The organism is Pseudomonas uvaldensis, from assembly GCF_021271205.1.
GTDB classification, from domain to species: Bacteria; Pseudomonadota; Gammaproteobacteria; order Pseudomonadales; family Pseudomonadaceae; genus Aquipseudomonas; species Aquipseudomonas uvaldensis.
Window position 1 is genome coordinate 553,443 of record NZ_JAIWKS010000001.1, and the last position, 26,138, is coordinate 579,580.

Annotated in this window: 20 protein-coding genes; 3 read left to right on the plus strand and 17 right to left on the minus strand. The window is 59.6% G+C overall.

From position 1 onward, the window contains the following. The 17 genes from LCU97_RS02580 to LCU97_RS02660 all read right to left on the minus strand — a co-directional run bounded on the left by LCU97_RS02580 (window position 1) and on the right by LCU97_RS02660 (window position 23,343). On the minus strand, window positions 1-2,934 hold the full coding sequence (locus LCU97_RS02580; RefSeq protein WP_232775466.1) for a TIGR00180 family glycosyltransferase: 2,934 nt from the start codon (window positions 2,932-2,934) through the stop codon (window positions 1-3). A 51-nt stretch (window positions 2,935-2,985) separates the two neighbouring features. Further along, window positions 2,986-3,714, minus strand: coding sequence for a cephalosporin hydroxylase family protein (locus LCU97_RS02585; RefSeq protein ID WP_053154911.1), 729 nt, complete (start codon window positions 3,712-3,714; stop codon window positions 2,986-2,988). A gap of 27 nt (window positions 3,715-3,741) precedes the next feature. After that, on the minus strand, window positions 3,742-4,407 hold the full coding sequence (locus LCU97_RS02590; protein ID WP_053154908.1) for an acetyltransferase: 666 nt from the start codon (window positions 4,405-4,407) through the stop codon (window positions 3,742-3,744). Further along, complete coding sequence (locus LCU97_RS02595) at window positions 4,404-5,525, minus strand: DegT/DnrJ/EryC1/StrS family aminotransferase (RefSeq protein WP_053154906.1); 1,122 nt, start codon at window positions 5,523-5,525, stop codon at window positions 4,404-4,406. Before LCU97_RS02595 ends, LCU97_RS02590 begins: the two co-directional genes overlap by 4 nt. Next, window positions 5,522-6,748: a class I SAM-dependent methyltransferase gene (locus tag LCU97_RS02600; RefSeq protein ID WP_232775467.1), complete on the minus strand. Its 1,227-nt coding sequence runs from the start codon at window positions 6,746-6,748 to the stop codon at window positions 5,522-5,524. The genes LCU97_RS02595 and LCU97_RS02600 overlap by 4 nt, the downstream gene beginning before the upstream one ends. After that, a complete protein-coding gene (locus tag LCU97_RS02605) occupies window positions 6,745-7,305 on the minus strand; it encodes a dTDP-4-dehydrorhamnose 3,5-epimerase family protein (protein WP_232775468.1) in 561 nt (186 codons plus the stop codon). The genes LCU97_RS02600 and LCU97_RS02605 overlap by 4 nt, the downstream gene beginning before the upstream one ends. Continuing rightward, window positions 7,302-8,384, minus strand: coding sequence for a CDP-glucose 4,6-dehydratase (gene rfbG / locus LCU97_RS02610; RefSeq protein ID WP_053154900.1), 1,083 nt, complete (start codon window positions 8,382-8,384; stop codon window positions 7,302-7,304). Before rfbG ends, LCU97_RS02605 begins: the two co-directional genes overlap by 4 nt. Beyond that, the gene (gene rfbF, locus LCU97_RS02615; RefSeq protein ID WP_053154898.1) at window positions 8,366-9,139 is read right to left on the minus strand and encodes a glucose-1-phosphate cytidylyltransferase; all 774 of its coding nucleotides are present in this window, start codon (window positions 9,137-9,139) and stop codon (window positions 8,366-8,368) included. The genes rfbG and rfbF overlap by 19 nt, the downstream gene beginning before the upstream one ends. Window positions 9,140-9,444: 305 nt before the next feature. Next, a complete protein-coding gene (locus tag LCU97_RS02620; RefSeq protein WP_232775469.1) occupies window positions 9,445-13,014 on the minus strand; it encodes a glycosyltransferase in 3,570 nt (1,189 codons plus the stop codon). A 124-nt stretch (window positions 13,015-13,138) separates the two neighbouring features. After that, window positions 13,139-14,707 (minus strand): flagellar hook-associated protein 3, encoded by a 1,569-nt coding sequence (locus LCU97_RS02625; protein ID WP_053154894.1) that lies wholly within the window; start codon window positions 14,705-14,707, stop codon window positions 13,139-13,141. A gap of 13 nt (window positions 14,708-14,720) precedes the next feature. After that, entirely contained in the window at window positions 14,721-16,781 is a 2,061-nt protein-coding gene (gene flgK / locus LCU97_RS02630; protein ID WP_053154891.1) for a flagellar hook-associated protein FlgK, read from the minus strand. 10 nt (window positions 16,782-16,791) lie between these two features. Then, the gene (gene flgJ / locus LCU97_RS02635; protein ID WP_232775470.1) at window positions 16,792-18,099 is read right to left on the minus strand and encodes a flagellar assembly peptidoglycan hydrolase FlgJ; all 1,308 of its coding nucleotides are present in this window, start codon (window positions 18,097-18,099) and stop codon (window positions 16,792-16,794) included. 10 nt (window positions 18,100-18,109) lie between these two features. Beyond that, complete coding sequence (locus LCU97_RS02640) at window positions 18,110-19,195, minus strand: flagellar basal body P-ring protein FlgI (RefSeq protein WP_172679650.1); 1,086 nt, start codon at window positions 19,193-19,195, stop codon at window positions 18,110-18,112. A gap of 30 nt (window positions 19,196-19,225) precedes the next feature. Continuing rightward, the gene (flgH, locus tag LCU97_RS02645; RefSeq protein ID WP_053154883.1) at window positions 19,226-19,921 is read right to left on the minus strand and encodes a flagellar basal body L-ring protein FlgH; all 696 of its coding nucleotides are present in this window, start codon (window positions 19,919-19,921) and stop codon (window positions 19,226-19,228) included. A 52-nt stretch (window positions 19,922-19,973) separates the two neighbouring features. Further along, a complete protein-coding gene (flgG, locus tag LCU97_RS02650) occupies window positions 19,974-20,759 on the minus strand; it encodes a flagellar basal-body rod protein FlgG (protein ID WP_053154880.1) in 786 nt (261 codons plus the stop codon). 49 nt (window positions 20,760-20,808) lie between these two features. Next, window positions 20,809-21,546: a flagellar basal body rod protein FlgF gene (locus LCU97_RS02655; protein WP_003199043.1), complete on the minus strand. Its 738-nt coding sequence runs from the start codon at window positions 21,544-21,546 to the stop codon at window positions 20,809-20,811. 231 nt (window positions 21,547-21,777) lie between these two features. Continuing rightward, window positions 21,778-23,343, minus strand: a complete 1,566-nt coding sequence (locus LCU97_RS02660) for a sigma-54-dependent transcriptional regulator (RefSeq protein ID WP_053154877.1) — start codon at window positions 23,341-23,343, stop codon at window positions 21,778-21,780. A gap of 242 nt (window positions 23,344-23,585) precedes the next feature. Between LCU97_RS02660 and phhA the strand changes: the two genes are divergently transcribed. The 3 genes from phhA (at window position 23,586) to LCU97_RS02675 (ending at window position 26,078) form a co-directional block, all read left to right on the plus strand. Next, the gene (phhA, locus tag LCU97_RS02665) at window positions 23,586-24,431 is read left to right on the plus strand and encodes a phenylalanine 4-monooxygenase (protein ID WP_082339825.1); all 846 of its coding nucleotides are present in this window, start codon (window positions 23,586-23,588) and stop codon (window positions 24,429-24,431) included. 97 nt (window positions 24,432-24,528) lie between these two features. Continuing rightward, entirely contained in the window at window positions 24,529-24,885 is a 357-nt protein-coding gene (locus tag LCU97_RS02670) for a 4a-hydroxytetrahydrobiopterin dehydratase (RefSeq protein WP_003184087.1), read from the plus strand. Then, window positions 24,885-26,078, plus strand: coding sequence for an amino acid aminotransferase (locus tag LCU97_RS02675; RefSeq protein ID WP_053154871.1), 1,194 nt, complete (start codon window positions 24,885-24,887; stop codon window positions 26,076-26,078). The genes LCU97_RS02670 and LCU97_RS02675 overlap by 1 nt, the downstream gene beginning before the upstream one ends. The last annotated feature ends 60 nt before the right edge of the window (window positions 26,079-26,138 follow it).

The following is a 26,138-nucleotide window of genomic DNA, read 5'->3' on the forward strand; positions in this document are numbered from 1 at the left end:
CTATGCGAGCAATTGTGCCCAGTCCACTGCATGGGCTTCGCCCAGCGTAAAAGGCGTCCCAGTGACGGCCAGGCTCTGGTTGTAGGCCGGGTCTTGAGCAAAACGTGCCTGCCATTTTTTCCGAAGCGCAGCCACCGCCTGAGGATTTTCCGGCAAGGTGCCGGGGTGTGCGATCTGGACCTGCGGCGTCCACACGGTCAACAACCCGTGGTCTGCGACCCTCAGGCACAAATCGACATCGGCATATGCCTGTGCAAAATACTCCTGATCGAGCCCGCCCAGCTCGTCGAACACAGCCTTGCGCACCATCAGGCACGCACCAGAGACCGCCGAGCAGTCCTGCTCGACCTGTAATCGATACATATAGCCTTGAGCGTCCTTTTCCTCGCCAACGAATGCTGAAACCACACCGCCCTCGAAGCCTAAAATCAGCCCGGCGCCGGTCACACCACCTTCGCGATCCACCAGCTTGGCACCGACCACGCCGACTTCCGGACGTTGGGCCTGGTTCAGCAACGCTTCGATCCAATTGGCATTGATCACCTCAGCGTCGGCTGCCAACAACACCAGGTATTCACCCTGCGCCTGCGCGGCAGCCTGATTAAGCAACGCCGAAGAACTCAAGCGCTGCTCGTTTTTAATCAGATGGATCCGCCCACGAGCGTTTTGTTGAAGGCTGTCGAGCCAGTCCAGAAGTTCCGCTGACTGACTGCAATTATCAGTAATGATGATTTCGTTGTTTTGGTAGCGCGTGCGTTGCAATACGCTCACCAGGCAGCGCTGCAAATCCGCCTGATTGTCTTCGCTGGCGATAATGATCGACACTTTCGGTCGGTCGGTATGACGGTAGTCGACACGCAAGCCACCAAACGCCTCGGCGCTCACCTGCGCCTGGTAGCCGCGGTTTTTCAGATGACGCAGCAAGGCCTGACGCGCCTGCTCGTTCGGCGCCATGGACGCTGCTGGTGCGAGCAACAACGGTTCGGCCAGATGCGCCAGTCCTGCCATCCCACCCGCCTCGATCAGGCGCAGCAGCAAGTCGAACTCCAGCGCATCGGCGAACTCCCGATCATAGCCACCGACATCGTTCAGTGCTTCGCGACTGATCAGCCAATGCCGTGACATCAGCGCCGGCAGGCTTTGCAATAAATCGAGGTTGAAGGCCGGACGGAAAATATCGGTCAGAGTGCCGTTACTGCGACGATGAATTTCATCCATTGCCACCGCACGGCAGCCGTCGGCTTTCTGCAATTCCAGGCTGGCACGCAACAAACCGGCAGCGGTGAACTCATCGCCCGCCTCGGCCAGCAGCAGCCAATCGGCGCTTGAACGCCGGGCTATCTGATTGAGCCGGTCGACATAATTATCGGCAGTGACCTTGACGAAATGCACCGTGTGTTTTTCGGTGGTGACGGCCGGCAGTTCCCCAGTGGTGAAGACCACGACCTTGAAGGCCCGGAAAGCGCTCTCCATCAGACTGTCGAAGGTGCGCTGCAACTTATCCATGTCAGCTTCAAGATCGAGCAGCAGAATGCCGAACTGCGGGCCTCCACCCGTGGCCGCCAGATGCTGGTTGATCTTGCGCACGGCCGTGTCGTTCGGTTGACGCGCCTGCAACCAGTTCAACAGCCGACCCGACGGCATGCTGTCGAGCAATCGGCGACTGTCGAAGGTCGGGACACTGTCCAGCCGCGCAATCCAGTCGCTCAGCACTTTTGCTTCGGCGGACTCTCCCTTATCCAATATCTGCTGCTCCAGTTTCTGCACGACGTGGCGGTTGAACGCGCCCAACTGCACGGCTTCCAGCAAACGGTTCTGGATGGTTTCCGGGCTATCGTTCGAATAAGTACGTTGCAGCCGGTGCTGCTGGAGCAGTGCACCTTCCATTTCTTCCAGTTGCAAACGGCCGGCAGGCATCGCGTGCAGCAGGAATTCATATTCGGTGAGTCGATCAAAAAAAGCCTGGTTGTAGAACGGCATCTCGACATACTGCTCAGTACCGAATACCCGCTTCGGCCCCACAGTCGGATCCTTCCAGTAGGACTCGAAAATCGGCTCGATGGTCAACGCGTTGCGCTGGGCAAGGCTGTCCGCAAGTGCCTGGAAACTTTTCATGGCGAACTGCGCGGTCTGGGCTTCGTCCAGATCGCTGATGCCGGTTGGCAACGTCGCGAGGAAAGCGGCGAAACGCTCGCGGTCGGCGACGGAGCGGGCATCCTTGAAACTCAGTGTGCTCATGATTTCGGTGTTGTGGTCGGAGCGGCCATAATTGACCTCTCGCACCACATACGGCCTTGGCAGAATGCGCGCCTTGGCCCGTGCCAGCATGTAGTACACGTGGCCGATTTCCTGCCACTGGAAAATTGTCCCGTCCGGCATCACTGCATACCAGTCGCGCAACAGCGCCGTGCGATGCACCGCATAGAACGGCGGGATGTACTGGCTCATGCAATCAAGCACACGATCCTGGGCACGGTCGGCGCAGTAGTCCTCCTGCACCTTTTTGTCTCGCCTGTAGTACTGCACATAGTTGGAGTGCGTCAGGTACATCAGGCAGTAGCCGTGGCATAGGCCGTAGTCAGGGTTGGCCTCAAGGAAATCAACCGATTCGATCAACGCCTCGTGCACCAGGAAATCGTCATCGGAGGCGAAGACCATGTATGGCGTGGTGACCTGTTCGACGCCGTACTTGAGCTTGTTCTGGATTCCCCAGTAGCCAAACTCGGGCAAATGCCGATAGTCGATGGTCCGGGCTATTGCGCCGGCGCCTTCAAGCGCGGCGGACGAGGAGTCGAGAACCAGGATCCGGCAAGGCAACGTGCTATAGAACTGCAATGCCCTACGCAGGAACGCCGGGCGATTGTGTGTAATCAGCACCAGAGTGAACAGCTCACTCAGGGGCAATGTATGTTCAGAACCATGGATGCCTTGCATTTCTTTCCTCGCCAAAATCGACTGCCGATGAACGCTTGAATGAGGGACCGTTTAGCGCACTCGGCGCAGGTAACCGTCCGGTGCGACTGTGATCAGCAACTTGCTGTGGATCGCTTGATCGATCTCAAAATCGCGGTTCTCTTCAAGGTAGGCCCAGACTGCGGTTTTCGGGTTGTCTCCCTTGCCCCACGGGCGATCGGGGAACGCGTCCTCCGGCATATCTTCGACCACGGTATCCATCACCACACAGTAACTGCCCACCGAGACCAGCGGCGCATAGAGACGCAGCTCTTGCAGCACGTGTTCATGGGTGTGGTTGGAGTCCAGCACCACCAGTACTTTCTTGCCCTGGATACGTTCACGGACCTGATCGACGACTGCAGTGTCGATGCTGGAACCCTGGATCATGCTGATCCGTTTGCTCATCGGATGAGCTTCGATGGCCTCGCGGTTGTGCTGACGGATATCGATATCGACACCCAGCACTTCACCATGGCCTATCAGCTCAAGCATCGAGGCGTAGAACACCAGCGAACCGCCATGGGCAATCCCGGTTTCAACAATCACGTCCGGACGCAAGTTCCAGATGATTTCCTGCATGGCGACCATGTCCTGCGGGAACTGAATGATCGGCCGGCCCATCCAGCTGAAGTTGTAGGTGTATTTGTGCTTGGCCGTGGTGCCGACCCAGCCCAGCGACTGCTCCTGCAGCGCTTTGTCCTGTTGCAAGCCTTCGATGTTGCCTTTTACTTCTTCGCGAAACTGCTCATGGGGATTCATTGAACTCTCCAGAAAATAGGGAAGCAACTACTTCAGTACCCGACCGTCGGGATAAGGCACTGAGTTAGTCTTGATGATCCTGGCGGGATTGCCCGCCACGACCGAGAAATCAGGAACGTCCTTGGTGACCACGGCACCGGCACCAATGGTGACCCAACGGCCAATACGCAGGCGCGGCAGGATCGTCGCATTCGTGCCGATAAAGGTGCCGTCGCCGACTTCCACACAGCCGGCGATACACACGCCTGGTGCCAGGAATACCGAATGACCGATTCGCCCTTCGTGGCCCACGACGCTGCCGGCACTGATGCTGGTGTTGTCGCCCAGTGTGACTTCGGCCTGCATCAGTACACCTTCTTGCAGATAGCACCCCGCTCCGACACGGATCATGCTCAAATCGACACTGGGATGAATGAACTGCCCCAGGCGCGCACCGGCCTCGACCAGTTGGCAGGTGGTCTCGTAGCGCAACCGGGTGGAGCCGGTGATCAGGTTGACGAAATGAACATCCGGACCGTTGAGCTCGCCCACTCGATCAGATCCGCCGACCACCGGTACGCCGTGGAACAACGTGCCCTGTTTGCGCGGATCGTTATCCAGAAATGCAAAATCGATATTCGGCACGCTGCGTTTGACGGCGAGCAGCATTCGCACCGCTTCCGGGTTCGCGGCCCCCAGCAGATACATCTTCACAGCGCGTGCCTGCTTACCAGTTGGCCGAGCACGACATCCACCACGCGTTGCTGATCGGCATCGGTCATGTCGTGATAACTGGGCAGGTTGAAGGCTCGCTCGGGCAAGGCGAACGCATTTGGCGTATCCACGACATGAGCACTGAACATCGGCAACGACGACAGCGGCCAGAAAAATACCCGGGCGTCGATGTTCGCGGCCTCGAAAGCGCCAATCAACTGCTCGCGACGCACGCCGGTATCAGCATCGAATACAACAGTGGGCATCCAGTAGCCGTTGCGTCCATGTGCCGGTTCAGGGTTCAGGGAAACGCCCTGCACGCCTTCAAGTGCCTGCGCATAGTTGGCGAAGATTGCCCGCTTGCGCGTGATCAACTCCTCGATCCTTTCCACTTGGGCACAGCCGACTGCCGCCTGCAGATTACTCATCTTGTATTTGAAGCCGAGCATTTGCGGCCAGAACTGTTTGGTGCTACCGGCTACCCGGCCATGATTGGACAAGGTAAGGACGCGCTCGTACAACGCTTTGTCCGAGGTGACGAACATCCCGCCCTCGCCAGTGGTCATTGTCTTCGTGCCATGAAACGAAAAAGCCCCGAACGCGCCCAGCGAGCCCGCCGCTTTACCGCGCCATTGCGAACCGATGGCCTCCGCCGCGTCCTCGATCACCGGAATGCCGAACTCCCGACCGATTGCCAGCAAAGCGTCCATGTCACACAGGTTGCCGTACAGATGAACCGCCAGGATCGCCTTGGTTCGCGCTGTGATGGCGCGTCTGACTTCCTGAGGGTCAAGGCACCAGCTATCACTCAGCACGTCAACGAATACCGGGGTGGCCCCCAGGTAGGTGATCGGCGCTGCGGAGGCAATCCAATTGGTGTTGGCCAATATCACTTCGTCGCCAGGACCGATGTCCAGCGCCGCCATGCCCATGTGCAGGGCTCCGGTGCAGCTGGAAGTCGCAATTGCGTAGTTCGCCCCCAGATGCTCGGCAAAACTGCTTTCGAAGCGGGTCAGATACTCGTAGCAACGAGCTCCCCAACCGTTCTGCACAGCATCCAGGGCATAGCGCGCTTCAAGCTCGCCAACACTGGGTTTGGTGTAATGAATTCTGCTCATCGAATGCTCAACTCCGGCACGGCAACGACAAATTTAGCTCCCCATTGGGTTGCATGGGCCAACTGGCGGGTAACTTCTTCCAGCAGATTCCACGGCAGCACCAGAATGTAGTCAGGCTTTTCCAGCGCTATGCGATCGGGCGCCACAACAGGGATGCGGCTACCTGGCAGGTACTTGCCTTGCTTATGAGGGTTGGCATCGGCCACCCAGGCCAAAAGATCCGGCTTGATCCCGGCGTAGTTGAGCAAGGTGTTGCCTTTGGCGGCGGCGCCGTAGCCCACCACACGCTTGCCGTCGGCCTTGGCCTGCAATAGAAACCGCAGCAACTGATGTTTGATCCGCTCGGCCGCGGGCGCCAGGGTCGCGTAGTACTCGACCGTTTTCACACCCGCCGCCAGTTCGAGCTGTAACTGCTCTCGCACTTCTGGCTGCACAGCGCGTCGTTCGCCATCCTGACGCTGGACGAATACCCGTAGCGAGCCTCCGTGGGTGGTCAACTGGCTGACATCGAAGACTTCCAGGCCGTTGCGCTCGCACAACGCCTGAACGGCGGTGAGTGACAGGTAGGAATAGTGTTCGTGATACAGCGTGTCGAACTGCTGCCCAGCCATCAGCGTCAGCAATTGCGGGAACTCGAAGGTTGCCACTCCCGTGGGTTTGAGCAGGGTCGCAAAGCCGGCGAGAAAATCATTGATGTCCGGTACATGGGCCAGCACGTTGTTGGCAGCCATCAAGTCGGCGGCCCAGCCTTCGCTTTTCAGCTGCGTCGCCGTCTCGCGACCAAAGAACACCTCGCGAATCTCCAGGCCCTTTTCACGCGCCGCCTGCGCAGTGCTGCGGGTCGGCTCGACGCCCAGGCACGCTATGCCGCGCTGAGCGACGAACTGCAACAGGTACCCGTCGTTGGCAGCAATTTCCACAACGCGGCTGTCGGCATTTAAAGCAAAACGCTTGACCATCGCATCCACATAGGACTCGGCATGGGCCAGCCAGGTTGTGGAGAATGAACTGAAATAGGCGTATTCGGCATCGAACAGGCTGTCCGCGCTGGTGTAATCCTCGGTCTGTACCAGCCAGCATTGCTGGCATACCGCGGCTTTCAACGGAACCCACTGCTCGGCCTCGGCCAGGCGATCGGCATGCACATAGGCGTTGGAAGGTGGAGCGGTACCGAGATCGATCAACGGCAGGCTCAGTGGTGCAGCGCAACCACGGCAATTCATAGACGCACTCCGGCAAAATTTTGATCGAGCGGACGATGACTGGCGTCCCTGGCCGACAGATTATTGACAGGCAGCGGCCAAGTAATGGCCAGCCTGGGGTCGACGACCGACAGGCCGCCCTCATGCTCTGGCGCGTAGTCGGCGCTGTGCAGGTAAAGCAATTCGGCGTCGTCGGTGAGGGTCTGGAAGCCATGGGCAAATCCGGCCGGAATCAGCAGACTGCGGCCATCCCCGGCTTTCAGATGTTCGGCATGCCAATGTAAAAAGCTCTCCGAATCTGGTCGAAGATCCACGGCCACGTCCCATACCTCCCCTCGCAAGCAGGTGATCAGCTTGGCTTCGGGTGCCTGGCTTCCCTGGTAATGCAGACCGCGCACGCTTCCACGCTCGCGGGTGCAGGAATGGTTGATCTGGCGAATGTGAAAAGATTGGCCGAACGCCATCAGGCTACCTTCACAAAATAATCGGGCGAAATGCCCTCGCTGATCTTCAAAACGTTTGTGCTGGACGCTGAATAGTCCGGCCAGGGGCAGTTCCTTCAGGGAAAATTCGCTCACAGCGTCCCCCGATACAGGCTCAATTGGCCGAGTGTAACCGCGCGCATGTCGTCGCCTTGCTGCCAGGCCAAATGCCAATCGAGTGTCTGGGCCAGGCATTGCTGCAATGTCCAACGGGGCTGCCAGCCCAGGAGCTGGCGGGCGCGACTACTGTCCAGGCGCAGGAGGCCGGCCTCATGCAGATCGCTCGGCTCGATGCGCAAACCAGGCGCTTCAGGCCAGCGATCGGCGAGCAGCTGGACCACTTCGCCCACGCTGCGCATGTCCGCTTCGCCGGGTCCAAAGTTCCACGCCCCGGCAAATTTCGGCCCCTCTGTATAGAGGCCTGCCGCCACCAACAGATAACCGGCCAGCGGCTCCAGCGCATGCTGCCAAGGGCGCACGGCTTGCGGATAGCGCAGGGTCACCGGCTCATCCGCCGACCAGGCCTTGAGGACATCCGGAATCAGGCGCTCGGGTGCGAAATCCCCTCCGCCCAGCACGTTACCGGCACGGGCGGTGGCCAACGCCAAACCGTGATCGGCGTATCTTTCGGCCGGGAAGAACGACGCCGCGAAAGACTGCGCCAGCAACTCGCAACAAGCCTTGCTGCTACTGTAGGGGTCATGACCACCGAGAGGCTCGTCCTCACGATATGGCCACACCCACTCTTTATTGGCGTAAACCTTATCAGTGGTCACTAGCACGCAGGCTCGCACGCCGCCGACCTGGCGTATGGCTTCGAGCAGGTTGAGCGTACCCATGACATTGCTGGAGTAGGTCCCTAGCGGATCCCGGTAACCTTCACGCACCAACGGCTGGGCAGCCAGGTGCAGGACGATTTGCGGTTTCACTTCAGCGATCAACTCCAACAGCGCGCCAAGATCGCGTAAGTCGCCACGTCGGTCATTGATCCCCTCGTGCACACGCGCCAGCTCGAAAAGGCTGGGACGGGTCGATGGCTCCAGAGCGAACCCGCTGACCTCAGCACCGAGACTCTGCAGCCACAGCGCCAGCCAACTGCCCTTGAACCCGGTGTGACCGGTCAACAGGACACGCTTGCCGCGCCAGAATTCCGGGCTCAGTCCCATTGCTTCCACGGTGCCTCCCCGGTTTGCCACAGCGCTTCCAGATGGTTCTTGTCACGCAGGGTGTCCATGGGTTGCCAGAAACCGTCGTGCTGATAGGCCATTAGCTCCCCACGACTGGCGAGATCATCAAGAGGGCCGGATTCCCAAGAGGTTTCATCCCCTTTGATCATAGGCAGGACATCGGGGGACAAGACAAAGAAGCCACCATTGATCCAGCCACCATCGCCGCGCGGCTTTTCGGTGAAGCCGAGCACCCGGTCCCCATCGCGATCCAACGCGCCATAGCGTCCTGGTGGTTGAACTGCGGTCACCGTCGCGGATTTACCGTGACCAAGATGAAACTCCACCAACGCGCTGATGTTCAGGTCCGATACACCGTCGCCATAGGTAAAGCAGAAGGCTTTTTCGTCTTTCAGATAACGCGATGCGCGCCGCAAACGACCGCCGGTCATAGTCTCCTCGCCGGTGTCGATCAATGTGACGCGCCAGGGTTCGCTGTAGTTCTGGTGGACATCCATGCGGTTTTCACGCATGTCAAAGGTCACATCGGAGGTATGCAGGAAGTAGTTGGCGAAGAAATCCTTGATCGCGTAGCCCTTGTAGCCCAGACAAATCACGAAATCATGAATTCCATGGGCGGAATACTGCTTCATGATGTGCCAGAGAATTGGCTTACCGCCGATCTCGATCATTGGCTTGGGTTTGAGGTGCGACTCCTCGCTGATGCGCGTGCCCAGGCCACCCGCCAAAATAACTGCCTTCATCAACTCCCCTCTCGTTCATCTCAGGGCCGCGCGCGGCTGTCTTGAGCTTCGCGGGCCTTGTGGCTAAACCGGTTGCCAGTTCAAGTACTGTCGGGATGACCCGCGAGTGCTCTTTTTATGGCGATTCAGGGAGGGACTTGCAGGAAACGCGCCAGCTCAAGGGAGGATAAACGGTATGAGAAAGGGACGCCCCCTGCTGGATTAGCCAGGGCTGTCCCTTTGATGAATAACAACAGAGCTTGCGATTGGCTGTCCCAACAAAACAGGTAAAACCAAGATCACCTGCGATAGGCATCCGTCTCAGCTCAGCCCGGCAACCAACCCTCCGCCCAGTAGTTAAGGTTGTTACCCCGCAATAGATAATCGCGCAGCACTTCTTCTCGCAGCGCGTCGCCCATACGGTAACTGGCATCCGGGTCAGACAGATGCATGCGGATTGCCTCCAGCCATTCTTCGGTACTGTTGCTGACGACCTTCGTACAGGGCAGATAGCCGCGATAGGCCTCGGTGTCGGTGCAGATGACCGGATACCCGCAAGCGCCATATTCCAACAGGCGCAGGTTGCTCTTGCAGTCGTTGAAAATATGAAATTCCAACGGGGCGAGAGCCAGGTCGAGATTGAGACTGGCCAGTTTGGCTGGATAGGCTTGCAGCCCGACGCCGGAATGGAACTCGTGAACGAACGGACGCAGCGCCTCTGGACACATGCCGAAGAATACCCAATCGACCTCATCGGCCAACAAACGTACGACGTCTGCAATGATTGCCAGGTCGCCATCATGACTTGTTCCGCCGCCCCAACCGACGCGGGGTTTACGTGAGGTACGCCGTTGGCTGGTCAATCCGAGCCACAAATGCGGTGCAAGCATGTTCGGAACGACCCGGATGTCGTGATGCATGTCTCGCAGGGCATCAGCCAGGGGCTGGGTCGACACCACGACACGGTCACACAGGCCAACGCCACGACGCACCAGTTTATCGACCCCAATTTCGGCTTTACGGATATGTGCATTCTTTTTCGGCACATCGATCACGTAATCATCGAGTTCAAAGATCCGAAACGCCCGTGAGGCATTTTTGACCCGTTCAACCTCGTCGACCGCGCCTTGGCTGTATCGGCCCTGCAACACGATCACATCGGGCGAGCAACGCTCAAGTTCAATGTCCGACGGCGTGTGATAACTCAAGTGCCCGACCACGCGACCGGCAGCCTCCAGTTCCAGAAATGGCTGGCTGACGCGGTAATGGCCCACGGCGGTCGCATTGATGGGAATCGCCAGGACCTTGGGCAGAATCTGCCGTGAGAACGGATCCCAGCCGTCCTTGAAACCTGGTTCCATGCTGAAATTACTGGTCCCCAGGCTCAGGTTAGGGTTATAGGCCGGATCCCGGGCCACCAACGGCATCCAGCGCCGATAGAAACTTTTCTGCTCGGCCTGCAACACGCTGGGCGTTGGATGGGGAGCCGACGCAGGTACCGCACGCACCAACTCGGCGTAAGGCGTCCATACCACCAGGTGGCCGCTCTCCCTGACTCGCAGGCACAGGTCGGTACCATTAAGCACCTGCGACAGGTCTTGCTCATCCAGCCCGTTCAGGTCATCGAATATTGTCTTGCGTATCAGCAGACACTCAATACTCACGGCACTGAAGTTTTGCACCGTTTGCTGACGCTTCATATAGCCCGGCGTACTGAGCGGCTCACCACGATTCGGGACGCCAATGGCTCCGCGTAAGCCCAGCACCAGGGCCGTACCTTCGATGCGGCCTTGCGAACTTACCTGGCGCCCGCCGACCACTCCGACCTCAGGACGCTGGGCATGGTTGAGTAATTCATCCAGCCAATCGGGATTGACGATCCGGTTGTAGGAACTGAGGAACAACAGGTAATCGCCCCGCGCCTGAGCCGCGGCGAAATTGTGCACAGCCGCCAGATTGTCACCGTGATCACAGCGCAGAATCCGCAGCTTGTCACCGCCGACCTGCTCCATGGCCGACAACCAGTCACGAGCATCAATCGCAGTACTGGCGTTATCGACAACAAGAACTTCGTATCGGGTATTGGCCGTCTTCTCCAACAGGCTTTCAACACAGCGCTCCAAAGTGTCGAGATCGTTGCGGGTGGCAATGATGATCGACACCATGGCCGGTTGATCATGCAGATAGTCCACGCGGTTGATCAGCGGCACACTGCCGGAACGGATCCGATGGGGCGCGCCAATCCGCTGTAAATGAGCGGCCAGCACACCTGGATTGTGCTCGACGACTTGCGGTTGCATCAGCCATTGGGAGAGGCGCAACGTTGATTGCACCAGAACCTCAGTGACATGCCCTACCGCATGAGGGCCGTTGGTTTCCACCAGGCGCCAGATCAGGTCGTGGACAGCCAGGTCGCCGAAGCCGTCGGCAATGCCCCCAAGCGCCACAGCCTGCTGCCGCTCAAAAGCCAGGACTCGCCCGATATAGGGGTAACTGCGCATCAGGTCCAAGTTGAAATCCGGCTTGAACACCGGTTCGACCGAAAGATCGTCGCGCAGGCCACCCTCGTCACTGTAAAGGCACCGCACGTCTGGCATTTCTACCATGCGTTCGGCCAACAACAGCAACGCACACTCGCTCAGGCGATCACCGGCACGCAGCAGATAGACCCAGTCAGCATCGTGCAGCTCAGCCAGCAAGCGATTGAACTGAGCGACCGGGTTTTCCTCCAGAAGCACATAGCGCACATCTTCATCGGTTTGCGAAGAATCGCAGAGCACCACGATCTGTTCTGCAGCGTAGAGCTGTTGGCGAATGCTCTTGAGCGTTACGTTCAGCGCGTGGGTGTCGCCATTGGCGTCCAACACAATCGGTACGATGCGTGGACGCCAGCTCCAACTCTGCAAGCGCGTCCCCAACAAGCGCTCCTGCGCTGGATTCAAATGACGACAGGACAGCCACTCCTGATAAAGGTCGGTAAAACTGTCACTTTCGCTGCCGACCCGAGACTCAATGAGTGTTTGAATAAAACCCAGCTGCCGACCAAGACCGGTTTCTTCCCAGGCATAGGGCTGCCCTTGAATGGCATCGGCCAATGCGATATAGCGCACCCAGCCGGGAGCAGGTGCCGGCTCGCCACTGCGCAGGGCAAGCATCTGCTTAAGCCAGTCGAGTTCCGTCATCACGGCATTGCTGACCGATAACTGGTTACTCAAGCGTGCCGGATGCAAACGCTCCAGGCTCAGCACCTGGCTGACCACCACCAGATTACCGCGTCGCAGCAGACAGGCGAACAAGGCGAAGTCCAGGCGAGCGATAAAACCATCCCCCACCTGGGTCAGCGCGGGCAGGTATTCCAACGCATGGCGGGTACGCAACAACGCCCCGCTCAAACCGCTGAGGAAATTGATCAGGGTACTTTCAAGAATCCCCAACAGATCCTCACCCTTGAACAAGGTAACCCCGGTGGAAAAACAGCAGTTTTCCAGACGCTCTGACAGCAGCAGGTAATCCTCATCGCAGAACTGCCGTTGCGCGGTCACCAGACTGACATCTTCGTGGTCAACGAAACCGATGATCTGCTGCGCAATACATTCAGGCAACAACTGATCATCGTCACACAGGAACTTGAGAAACTCGCCTGTAGCCTCTTGCGCACATGCCAGCAGGTTACCTTGGAAGCCCAACCGGCTTGGGTTACACACGTAACGCAGTCGGGTCGTGGCCGGCACTTCGCAAGCAGCGACGAGTTGGCGGATTTCCTCGCCACCGCTGTCATCACAAACTATGACTTCCAGAGGGGAGTAGGTCTGATTCAGCGCACTTTGCAGCGCCGCCTGGAAGAATTGCGGATTGAAAGCGGGGATGGCAATGGTAACGAGAGGGGCTGATTTCACTGTGGCTGAACTCGCGAGCGGCGGGAGCTCACTTCAACGAAGTGAAACCCCCTTAACCGCTGAATGAAAACGGTTTTTCGCTCGGCATTCGCAACCATCGCAGGATGATCACAAAGGCGCTGACTCAGACTTTGTTGAACAGGCCCAACTGAGCGATTTTGCTGAAGGCCAGTTGCGAAGCCTGCAGCATGGTTTGCTGTAGCGTCAGGCGGGTCATGACTTCCGCTGGATCGGAATCGCGGATGGCACCCTGGGTCTGGGTATTGGCCAACGCCAGGCTCTGATTGATGTCGGTCTGGGTCACCAGCGATGCCCCGCGCCCGCCCACCGAACTGAGGCTCGACGACAGCTTATCAATACCAGCAGACAAGTTACCGACACCGGCAAGGACCGCCGCGTTCATTTTCTGAATGGCGATCGGGTCATTATTGGTTGGCGTCGATAACGCTGTTTTCAGCTGACTTACGGTGTCCAGGACGTTTTGGGTCTGGTGCGTATTGACCCCTATGGAAAACTGATCGCCTGTACCAGGCGTGCCGGACACGGTAAACGAAACACCTGAGGCCGTTGCAGTCGTTCCGGCCATGGTGCCAGTAGATACCGGCGTGCTATTGGCGGTCAGGGGGGACGCATACAGCTCGAAATCGGTGGCACTGGTGAACTTGAGGACCGCTCCGCCGCTTGGGAAGCTGGCATGGTAGTCCACGCTGTTAGTCACCGTGGCACCCGTGACCAGGGCTGCGGTCGGATTACCCGGACTGCGCGACGTGATGAAGCTGTCCGGCTTGGCCGCCAGGGTAAACGTGTGGCCGGCGATAACAGCGTCAGGGTTGGTATCACCGGCCTTGAGGTTAATGTTGAGCTTCAAATCAACGCCCCGGAAGCTCACCGTCTGCGAGTCTGCGGTGCCGGATTTGAACGCGCCGTTCTGGCTGGCTTCAGCCGTCACGTCATTGCCCAACGCATCGGTGATCTGCAACTGAGTGCTGCTCAAAAACGATACGGTGTAAGGTTCACCGCTGCGAAATTTGGCGTTGTAGGTCACATCGGACTCGACCTGACCGTTGGACAACACCACGCGATTGTCATCCACGGCCGGCGCTACCAGCGTGGTTCCGGTGCGATTGGTGTTGATTGCCTGTTGGAATACTTCCCAACCGGTACTGTTGGTGGCCATCGACTGGGTATCGCCAATCGGCAGATCGAGCGTCACCTGATCTCCGTTATAGCTGTACGTGCCGTCGCTATTGCGCGAGAACGGCGCTACGTCGCCCTTTGAACCGGAGAAAATGTATTTGCCGTTTTCGTCCTTGCTGTTCATAAGGCTGAGCAACTGCTCTTCGATCTGCCCCAGCTCGGATGCATTCGCCTGCCGATCGCTGTCGGTGTAGCCCGCGTTACCGGCACCTAAAGCCAGTTCCTTGGCCCGTTGCAGCACATTATTGATACTCGTCATCACCGCTTCGGTTTGGCCCAGCGTGCCCTTGATGGTGGTCATGTTGGCCGAATACTGATTCAGCATCGAAGCCTGCGTACCCAACTGCAACAAGCGCGAAGCCCCTACCGGATCATCGGCGGCGGTATTGACCCGCACCAGGCTGCTGGCTTCTTCGCTGGTCTTGACGACTTTGGCGAAGTTCTTCTGGTAGTTCGCAGCCGTGCTTTCGTAAAACTGGGAGGTAGAGATGCGCATGGGCTACGGCTCCTTAAAGACTGTTGATCAGTGTGCTGAAGATTTGCTGCGCCGCCTTGATGATCTGCGAAGACGCGGTGTAGTACTGCTGGAACTTGACCAGGTTGCCGGTTTCTTCGTCCAGGTCCACACCCGACAGCGAATCGCGGGCGTTCTTGGCGTTGTTCAGGATCGCTCCGGTGGCGGCGCTGTCGAGCTTGCCTTGGGCGGCCTTGGCCCCCACGCCTTCCACGAGCTTGCCGTAGGCATCGTTCAGGGAAATACCCTTGCTGCTCGAACCGGTATCCACGGTCTTGGCCGTCTGCAACGCAGCCAGGGCAGTACCGTTACGGTTGTCCAGGCTGCCGGGCTGGCTGAGGCTGATGTTGATGCCAGCCCCATCCGATGGCGCTCCAGCAATGGACATCTCGAACGTGACGGTGCGCTGTGCTGGCGGAACGGACGAATCCATGATCGGGTTGCCGCTGGCGTCCTTGAGCGGAACACTCAAGCTCAGCGTATTGCTCTGGCCAGGGGTGATTGTGCCGCTGCTGATCAGGCCGCCCTTGGCATCCAGCAAGCGGTAACCCTGGCTGGTACCTGAAGCCGCGTCGAAGACCACCTTGACCGGCATGGAATTCTTGATGCCGTCCTGGATGATGGACGTGGTGGCTTGATCATAAATGTCAAACTTCGTCGTCAGGGTCGGCTGGCCGCTGGCAGGAATGGTCAGCGTGCCGCTACCGCCCGGCGCGATGGCAGCGCCCAACGGCGCGGCAATCGCCAACCGCTTGGAGTCGGTCATTTCGGTCTTGATGCTGCCCGCCGCGTTGCGGGTCGGGGTGATCTTGAACGAATCACCGGCCACCGGAGCGCCGCCAGCGAAGGACATGGAGAAACCATCGATCACCGGTGGCGGTGTGGTGGTGGTGCTGAACGCGCCCATCGACGTGCCTTCGGGCAAGCGTTGCACGATGTACCCGGTGGCGCTGGTGAACGTCACTTTGTAGTCGTTGGTGGTCAGCTTGCCGGTGTCCTCGATGGACACGTTGAAGTTACCGGCGCCGGCACTGTTGTTCAGTGAAGCGACGCTGCGCTGGCTCATCTGCGCGGTGCTGTTGATGTTGCTGAACAGGTTGGAGCCGAAGGCTCCGTTCATGTCGATGCCGGACGCCTGGATGCGGTTCATCTGGTCGGCGACCACCAGCGCCACACGGCCCAACTCGTTCATGGCCGGGTCGAGCACGGTGCTGCGGTAGCGCATCAGGCCACCGATTTCGCCACCGGTGAGCACCGAGGTAATGTCCATGGAACTGGAACCGCTGTTGAGCTGGATGCCCATGCGACCCGGGTCGTTCTTGTCCGGCACGGCCTCAAGGGTATTGGTGATGTTGCCCATTACCAGCGGTTGGCCGGAGCCCAGGTAGATGTCCAGGCTGCTGCCGTTTTCCACGACCTGGGTGCCGGTGAAAGTCGACAACTGGCGAATGGCCTCGCCACGGGAATCCAGCAGGTCGTTGGGCGCACCGCCGGTGTTGGAGACTTCGGCGATTTTCTTGTTCAACTGGGCAATGGTGGTCGCCAGTTTATTGACCTGATCGACCATGCTGCTCAGGTTGCCGTTGATGTTATTGCTCTGCTCCGTCATCTGGCTGGCAACCGAATTGAACCGGTTACTCAAGGCCTGGGCGTCGCTGAGCAGCAACTGACGCGAGGCATCGTCGCCCGGCTTGGCATTGACGTTCTGCACCGAGGCGAAAAACTTGGTCAGCGCGCCGTTCAGGCCGGTGCCACTGTCCGACAACAACGAATCCAGGGGCGTGATCTGCCCCTGATAGGCTGCCGCATCGCTGTTGAGCGATGTGGTGGTCTTCAGTTGAGCTTCGAGATAGGAGTTATACACCCGGCGCACATCGGCCAGCGTCGTGCCCGAACCGATGAACACGTTGCCGTACTGGTTCGACGCCTTCGTGGTCTGCACGGTCTGCTGACGCGAATAACCGGCGGTATCGACGTTGGCGATGTTGTTACCGGTGGTCACCAACGCGGTCTGGCTTGCAGACAGACCCGACATCCCTATGTTGAGCAAACTCATGGTTCAGACCTTATAAAGTCGTGGTGGCGCTTACAGATGCGTAGTTTTGGTAACTCGTCATCTGCCGGGCAATATTCGAAATCTTGCGGGCGTAGTTCGGGTCGGTGGCATAACCGGCCTTTTGCAGCTCGCGTACAAACTGTTCCGGGTTATCGGCCGACTTCAGCACATCTTGATAGCGGCTGTTGCTTTGCAGCAGATTGACCAGGTCATGGAAACTGTCGCGGTACGAGGCGTAGGAACGGAACTCGGCCGTCTCCTTGACCATCTCGCCATTACGGAACTCGCTGGTGATTGCCCGCGCCGAACCGCCTTTCCAGTTCTGGCTGGCCTTGATGCCGAACAGGTTATGACTGCTACTGCCATCAGGCTGGCGCATGACCGATTTGCCCCACCCGGTTTCCAGGGCGGCCTGGGCCACCAGGTAACGCGGGTCGACACCGATGCGATCTGCCGCTTCCTTGGCCATGGGCAACATGGCGTTGACGAACTCGTCGGCATCGCGGAAGGCCTTGCGGGCCGGCGCAAGTGGCGGCTGGGCCACGGCACGGCCGTAGATCTGCATATCCCCTTTCGACTCGGAGGCCTTGAGCGCAGCCAGCCAGTCGCCATTGGCCAATTCGCCGGACGCGGGCTTGACGGCTGCGACGGCACGATCCGGCAGAATATTTTGCGCAGCGGCGTCGCCCGTGGCGTTGACCGCGGCCGAAGGCACCAGGCCGGCCAGCAAGCGGTCAGCCAGTTTCGGCGGCAGGGCCAGGCGACGCTGGTTGAGCAGTTCCATGTCGTTGCGGTGGACGCCTTCTGCGCCATGCGGCGCATTCGCGGCCCGCGACGCCCACAACGGACGCTGGCCGCTGGTGCGCGAAAGAGGCCCGTCGGACAACGTTCCCGCCGCCACGGGCGTGGGTACCGGCGCCTTGGCCACCTTGTCCAGCGCTTCTTGCTGCTTGGCAGCCGACAAAGTAGCCGCCTCGCCCGACGCCAACGGTTTGTTCTTGGACATCTGACGCAACAGCACATCGGCCAGGCCGATGCCGCCACCTTCGCGGGACATGGAGACGGCCAACTGCTGGTCGTACATTTCCTGGTACTGCTTGGCCTCGGGCGTGTTCATGGGGTTGTCCTTGCCCAGGGCCTCGGTGGCCGAACGCATGGACTTGAGCATTTCGCCGAGGAACAGTGACTCGAATTCCTGCGCCACCTTGCGCAGGTTGCCATCGCTGTTCTTGTCGCCGACCTTGAGCTGGTTCAGGCGATTCAGGTCCGAGTAGGACGCCGAATCCCCGCTGATCAAGGCACCTTTGCGCATATCCATGGCTCGTTCCTTAAATCACGATCAGGTCGGCGTGCAACGCCCCGGCCTGCTTCAAGGCTTCGAGGATTGCCATCAGGTCACCCGGTGCCGCGCCGACCTGGTTCACCGCCCGGACGATTTCATCCAGGGTAGTGCCTGGGCCGAACTTGAACATCGGCTTGGCTTCCTGTTCGGCATTGACCCGCGAACGGGGAACTACCGCGGTCTGGCCGTTGGACAACGGGCCCGGCTGACTGACGATCGGGTCTTCGGTGATGGTCACCGTCAGGCTGCCGTGGGTCACGGCGGCCGGCGAAACCTTGACGTTCTGGCCGATCACGATCGTGCCGGTGCGCGAGTTGATGATGACTTTCGCCACAGCCTGGCCAGGATCGATTTCCAGGTTTTCCAGGATCGACAGGTAGTCGACCCGCTGGCTCGGGTCCAGGGGCGCGGTGACGCGGATCGAACCGCCGTCGATGGCCTGGGCCACGCCTGGGCCGAGCATGTCGTTGATTTTGTCGACGATGCGCTTGGCGGTGGTGAAGTCGGAGCGGTTGAGGTTCAGCGTCAGGCTGTTGCCCTGGTTGAAACCGCTCGGCACCGCACGCTCCACCGACGCACCACCGGGGATTCGACCGGCCGACGGAACGTTGACGGTGATCTTCGAACCGTCACGCCCTTCGGCATCGAAACCACCCACCACCAGGTTGCCCTGGGCGATGGCGTATACGTTGCCGTCGATACCCTTGAGCGGTGTCAGCAGCAGTGTGCCGCCACGCAGGCTCTTGGAGTTACCGATGGACGAAACGGTGATATCCACCTGCTGACCGGGCTTGGCGAACGCTGGCAGATCGGCACTGACCGACACCGCAGCGACGTTCTTGAGCTGCACGTTGCCCGAACCGGCCGGTACCTTGATACCGAACTGCGACAACATGTTGTTGAAGGTCTGCAGCGTGAACGGCGTCTGGGTGGTCTGGTCACCGGTGCCGTTCAGGCCCACGACCAGGCCGTAGCCGATCAACTGGTTGGAACGCACACCGGAAATGCTGGCGATGTCCTTCAAACGCTCGGCTTGAGCGGCGAAGGCTGCCGACATCAGCAATGCACCCATCAACAGCTTCTTAAGATTCAACGGGGCCACCTAGAAAGGGAACTTCGGGCTGAGGAAGAAACGGTCGAACCAGCCCGGCTGGCTCGCATCGGCAAACGCACCGGTACCCGAGTAGGTGATGCGCGCATCCGCCACACGAGTCGACGACACAGTATTGTCGGTAGCGATATCGTCAGCACGAACCATGCCGGCGATACGCACCAGTTCGTCACCGGTATTCAAGGTCAGCCACTTCTCGCCACGTACGACGATGATGCCGTTGGGCAGCACATCGGCAACGGTCACGGTGATCGAGCCGGTCAGGCTGTTGCTCTGCCCGGACTTGCTGTCGCCCTTGGTGGCCCGGTCGGCGCCATAGCCGGCGTTGAGGCTCAGGTCACCGCCACCGATAGGGTTGTTGGTGGTCATGCTCGAACCGAACAACGAGGTCAGGCCGACACTGGTTTCGCTGGTCTTGTCGATCTGCGAGTTGGCGTTCTTGCTGGCCTGGGTCCGCTCGTTCAGGGTGATGGTGATGAGGTCACCGACCCGGAAGGCCTTGCGGTCGCTGTACAGGTTCTGCTCGAAACCGGCCTGATAGATCGAGCCGTTGTTGGCGGCGGCCGGCAACGGCGTGCGCGGCAACACCGGAGCGTAGTATGGGTCATTGGGCTTGGGCGTAGGCGCGACGCAGCCCGCGAGCGCGGTGATCCCACTCAGTGCCAGTACAGATACAAAGCGATTCATGACCCTACCTCTAGGTGTTGCAAGGCGGCTTGCGACCGCCTCATGGACGTAATTACAGATTCTGCGTAACGAACGAGAGCATCTGGTCGGCGGTGGAGATCACCTTGGAGTTCATCTCGTAGGCGCGCTGGGTGGTGATCATGTTGACCATCTCCTCAACGGTGCTCACGTTGGAGGTTTCCAGGGTGTTCTGCAGGGTGGTGCCGAAACCGTTCAGGCCCGGCGTACCGACTTGTGGCGCACCGCTGGCAGCGGTTTCCAGGAACAGGTTGTTGCCCACCGCTTGCAGGCCGGCCGGGTTGATGAAGTCGGCGGTCTGCAGGTTGCCGATCACCTGAGCGGCCGGGTTGCCCGCCACGGTGATGGACACGGTGCCGTCACGGCCCACGGTGAAGGTCTGGGCATCGTTCGGGATGATGATGGCCGGCTCCAGGGCGAAACCGCTGGCGTTGACGATCTGGCCATTGGAATCGAGGTGGAACGTACCGTCACGGGTGTAGGACGTGGTGCCGTCCGGTTGCAGGATCTGGAAGAAACCGCGACCGTCGATGGCCATATCCAGTGGCTGCTCAGTGGTTTGCAGGCTGCCGGCGTTGAAGTTCTTCTGCGTGCCGACGATGCGCACACCGGTACCCACTTGCAGGCCCGACGGCAGTTCGCTGTCCTGGGTCGACTGGGCACCTGGCTGGCGCTTGACTTGGTACAGCAGGTCCTGGAACTCGGCGCGATCACGTTTGAAACCCGTGGTCGAGACGTTTGCCAGGTTGTTGGAAATAGTGGAAAGGTTGGTGTCCTGGGCGGACAAACCTGTTTTGGCAACCCACAGAGCCGGAAGCATTCGATTCTCCTCGTACGCCTGATTTTCGGCGCGACGCTTTAATTAATGGTTAGATCTGCAAGACCCGAGCCATGGCCTCGTCGCCTTCTTTGGCGGTGTTCATCATTTTCACGTGAAGCTCAAATTGCTTGGCCAGGGCCAGCACCGAAGTCATCTCATCCACGGCGTTGACGTTGCTCGCTTCCTGGAAGCCCGACACCAACTGCACGTTGGCGTCGATCGGCGCCGGCTGGCCATCCTTGGTACGAATCGAGCCGTCGAGCCCTTTGGTCATATTCTTGAGGTCGGGATTGACCAGCTTGATGCGGTCGACCTCAGCCATCACGCGCGGACCTTCGCCCATGGCGCGGATGCTGATGGTACCGTCCTGGCCAATCTCGATTTTCTGCTCCGGCGGCACGGCAATCGGACCGCCGTTGCCCATCACCGGCATACCGTTGCCGGCCCGCAGAACGCCCAGGGCGTCAACGTTCAGGCTGCCGGTGCGCACATAGCTTTCACCGCCGTCCGGGTTCTGCACGGCCATCCAGCCTGGCCCGCTGACCGCCACGTCGAGGTCGCGACCGGTTTCAACCAGCGCGCCTGGGGTGAAGTCAGTGGCAGGACGTTCGGACATGGCGAATGCCCGCGCCGGAAAGCTGTCGCCGAACACCGGCATCGAACGCGCCTGCTCCAGGTCTTTCTGAAAACCGTTGGTGGAGATGTTCGCCAGGTTGTTGGCATGAGCCCGCTGCGCCAATGCGTTCTGGCTGGCACCGGTCATTGCCACATAAAGGTACTTGTCCACTTTCGTTCCTCTGCATGCCGGACGTTTGCCGCCCACTGCTGTACTGCTGAGCCTTAAGCAATTTGCAGACCAAGTTATTTCCTGACGCTCAAGAGCCCGGAAAACAAAGGGCTTGAGGGAATTGAAGGGAGTTTTTTCAGCAAGGGGAAAGACGTAAAACCGGCGGTGTCATGCCGCTTACGGCAAGCAACGGCCTTTGATAGCCTCGCCACAAAAGGAACTGTTTGTCAGTCACTCACGAGCCGGCTCCTTGCCCACCTCATACTCACGCAACTTGTTGGCAATGGTCGTATGGGAAACCCCCAACCGCTTACCCAACTGCCGGCTGCTGGGGTGTTCGGAATACAGGCGTTCCAGCACGGCCTTCTCGAAACGCCCGACGATCTCATCCAACCCGCCTTCAAGGGAAAAATCCCCCAGGGGCTGACGCACGCCATAGTCCGGCAAGCGGATGTGCTCGGCCTTCACCGTACCGCCATCGCACAGGGAGACGGCCTGGAACAATACGTTTTCCAATTGCCGGACATTGCCCGGCCAGTGGTAATGGCTCAGTCGCTCCATTGCCGCCGGAGCCAGCTTCGGTAACGAGCAGCCGATTTGCCGGCTGGCCTGATCGAGAAAGTGCTCCACCAGCGGCGCCAGGCCATCGAGACATTCACGCAGCGGCGGGATGTGCAGCGACAGCACATTCAAGCGGTGATACAGATCCTGGCGGAATTCTCCCCGAGCACAGAGCTCGGACAGGTCCACCTGGGTCGCGCAGATCACCCGCACATCCAGGTACACCTCTTCATCGCTGCCCACCCGTCGGAAGCAACCGTCCTGCAGGAAGCGCAGCAGCTTCACTTGCAGACGCGGGCTCATCTCGCCCACGCCGTCGAGAAACAGGGTCCCTCCGGCAGTGAGCTCCAGCAGGCCAAGCTTGCCTTCGGCGCGTGCGCCTTCGAAGGCGCCGGGGCCGTAGCCGAACAGCTCGGTCTCGGCCATCGACTCCGGTAACCCCGCGCAGTTGAGCGCCATTAATGGCGATTGCCCGCGAGGGCTCGCCAAATGGCATGCACGGGCCAGCAATTCCTTGCCGGTGCCGGTTTCGCCTTCTATCAGCAGCGGCGCATCCAGCGGTGCCATGCGCCGGGCTTCGCGGACTACGGCCGCCATGACTTTGGAGCTCTGGAAGATACTGTCGAAGCCCCGCAGTTCCTGCTTGCGTACGTTATAGATACGCTCACCGACCCGGTCGGCGCGGTGCAAGGTCAACACCGCGCCGGCCATGGCCTCGCTGTCGTCGTGCTCCGATTGCAGCGGAGCAATGTCGGCCAGGAACACATCACCCTTGACCTTGACCCGCAGTCCGTTGATGCGCGACTGATTGGCTCGCACCAGTTCCGGCAAATCGAAATCCTCGGCGTACCGGGACAATGGAATGCCCGGCACCTCATCCACCCGCACCCCGAGCAACTGCGCCGCCGCCCGGTTGGCCGCGACGATGGATCCGCCCATGTCGATGGACAGCACCGGAAACTCCAGGGCGCCGAGCAAGGCATTGAGCTCCATGTGCCGCCGCTCGCTGGGCATCAGCCCTACGCGCTTGACGCCGAATACCCCGGCGATGCCTTCGAACTTCGGTCGAAGCGCCTGGAATTGAATGTTGATCAGGTTCGGGCAGTGCAGGTAGATCGCATTGCCGTGCTCGCCACCGACTTCGCCCCGGGCGACGTTGATTCCGTATTCCACCAGCAGGTTGAGGATATCCCGCAGGATGCCGATGCGGTTCTGGCAATGGACTTTGATGCGCATAAAAGGCCCGATGAGTAGGAACAGCCTGCACGCCACCCGCTTTTTCTGTCTGGCGGCGCAAATAGTCGTCAAGATTATGTGACAGTTGTAGGCTGATTCCCACCGTGAAATCTCGATACGCATTAACTCCGACCAGATACGTAAAGAAAACGTTACGAATTTCAATCAATCGACTGTCTCGCCTTCCATGGACCTGCTGTGCATCTGCGTGTATCGGGTTTATCTCTAATGCATCGCTGGACATAACAACAAACAGCTTTCCCCGGTTCGAAACACCGGTGAAAAAACAGCAGGAGAGCAGCATGAAGCAGACGCAATACGTGGCCCGCGAGCCCGATGCGCAAGGTTTTATTCACTACCCCGCCGAAGAACACGCGGTGTGGAACACGCTGATCACCCGCCAGCTGAAAGTCATCGAAGGCCGTGCGTGCCAGGAATACCTGGACGGCATCGACAAACTTGGCCTGCCCCACGACCGCATTCCGCAGCTGGGAGAAATAAACAAAGTGCTGGGCGAGACCACGGGCTGGCAAGTCGCCCGGGTGCCAGCGCTGATCCCCTTCCAGACCTTCTTCGAATTGCTTGCCAGCAAGCAGTTTCCGGTGGCGACTTTCATTCGTACCCGTGAAGAACTGGACTACTTGCAGGAACCGGACATCTTCCACGAGATATTCGGCCACTGTCCGCTGCTGACCAACCCTTGGTTCGCCGAGTTCACCCACACCTACGGCAAGCTCGGCCTGCAGGCCTCCAAGGAAGAGCGCGTCTACCTGGCTCGCCTGTACTGGATGACCATCGAGTTCGGGCTGGTGGAAACGCCTCAAGGTCGACGCATCTACGGCGGCGGCATCCTGTCATCGCCCAAGGAAACCGTGTATTGCCTGTCCGATGAGCCGGAGCACCAGCCCTTCGACCCGCTGGAAGCCATGCGCACGCCGTATCGCATCGACATCTTGCAGCCGGTGTATTTCGTGCTGCCCGAACTCAAGCGCCTGTTCGACCTGGCCCACGAAGACATCATGGGGATGGTCAAGCGCGGCCGGGAACTGGGCCTGCACGCACCGAAATTTCCGCCGAAAGCCGCCTGAATGGCGTTTTTCGACCTCAAGTGAGTCTGTTGCACCGCACGGCTTTGCTTTAGCGTGGGTGCATCGACGCTTTCATCTATTGATCCAGGAACACACCATGAACACTCTGAACCAAGCCCACTGCGAAGCCTGCCGCGCCGACGCCCCACAAGTCAGCGACGAAGAACTGCCGGTCCTGATCAAGCAGATCCCGGACTGGAACATCGAAGTGCGCGACGGCGTGATGCAGCTGGAAAAAGTCTTCCTGTTCAAGAATTTCAAGCATGCCCTGGCGTTCACCAACGCCGTCGGCGAGATTTCCGAGGCCGAAGGCCATCACCCTGGCCTGCTCACCGAATGGGGCAAGGTCACCGTGACCTGGTGGAGCCACTCCATCAAGGGCCTGCACCGCAACGACTTCATCATGGCCGCCCGCACCGATGACGTGGCCAAAACCGCCGAGGGCCGCAAGTAATGCATTTCGACGCCATCGGCCGGGTGCCCGGCGACCCGATCCTGGGCTTGATGGAGGCCTACGGGGCGGACAGCAACCCGAGCAAATTCGACCTGGGCGTTGGCGTCTACAAGGATGCACAGGGTCTGACGCCCATCCTGGAGTCGGTGAAACTGGCCGAACAGCGGCTGGTGGATCGCCAGACCACCAAGACCTACATCGGTGGTCATGGCGATGCTGTATTCGGCCACTTGATCAACGCGCTGGTGCTGGGCGCCGGCTCCTCGCTGATCGCGCAACAGCGTGCTGGCGCCACACAGACCCCGGGAGGCACCGGGGCCTTGCGCCTGAGCGCCGATTTCATCGCCCAGTGCCTGCCGGGCCGTGGCGTCTGGTTGAGCAATCCGACGTGGCCGATCCACGAAACCATTTTTGCAGCCGCCGGCGTCAAGGCCAGTCATTACCCTTACGTGGGCAACGACAACCGTCTGGATTTCGAGGCGATGCTGGCGACCCTGAAGCAAGCGCCGACCGGTGATGTGGTGCTGTTGCATGCCTGCTGCCACAACCCCACCGGCTTCGACCTGTCCCATGACCAATGGCGCCAGGTATTGGAGGTGGTGCGCAGCCGTGAACTGCTGCCGCTGATCGACTTCGCCTATCAGGGCTTTGGCGATGGCCTGGAGCAGGATGCCTGGGCTGTCCGGTTGTTTGCCGATACCTTGCCCGAAGTATTGATCACCAGCTCCTGCTCCAAGAACTTCGGCCTGTACCGCGACCGTACCGGCGCGCTGATCGTCTGCGCCCGCGATGCCGACAAGCTGGTGGACGTGCGCAGCCAACTGGCGAATATTGCCCGCAACCTGTGGTCGACCCCACCGGATCATGGCGCGTCGGTGGTGGCGACCATCCTCGGTGATGCAGCACTTAAAAGCCGGTGGAGCGATGAGGTAGAGCACATGCGGCTGCGTATCGCGCAGTTACGCAATGGCCTGCTGGAGGCGCTGGAGCCCCATGGTTTACGGGAACGCTTCGCCCATATCGGCGTGCAACGCGGGATGTTTTCCTACACCGGTTTGAATCCGGAACAGGTCAGGCAACTGCGCGAGTGCCACAGCGTGTACATGGTCGGTACGGGCCGGGCCAACGTGGCCGGCATCGACGCCACTCGCCTGGACTTGCTGGCCGGGGCCATTGCAGACGTCTGCAAATAACCAACACCGAAAGCTCAAACGGCGGACAACCTGTGGGAGCAACGCTTGCTCCCACAGGTT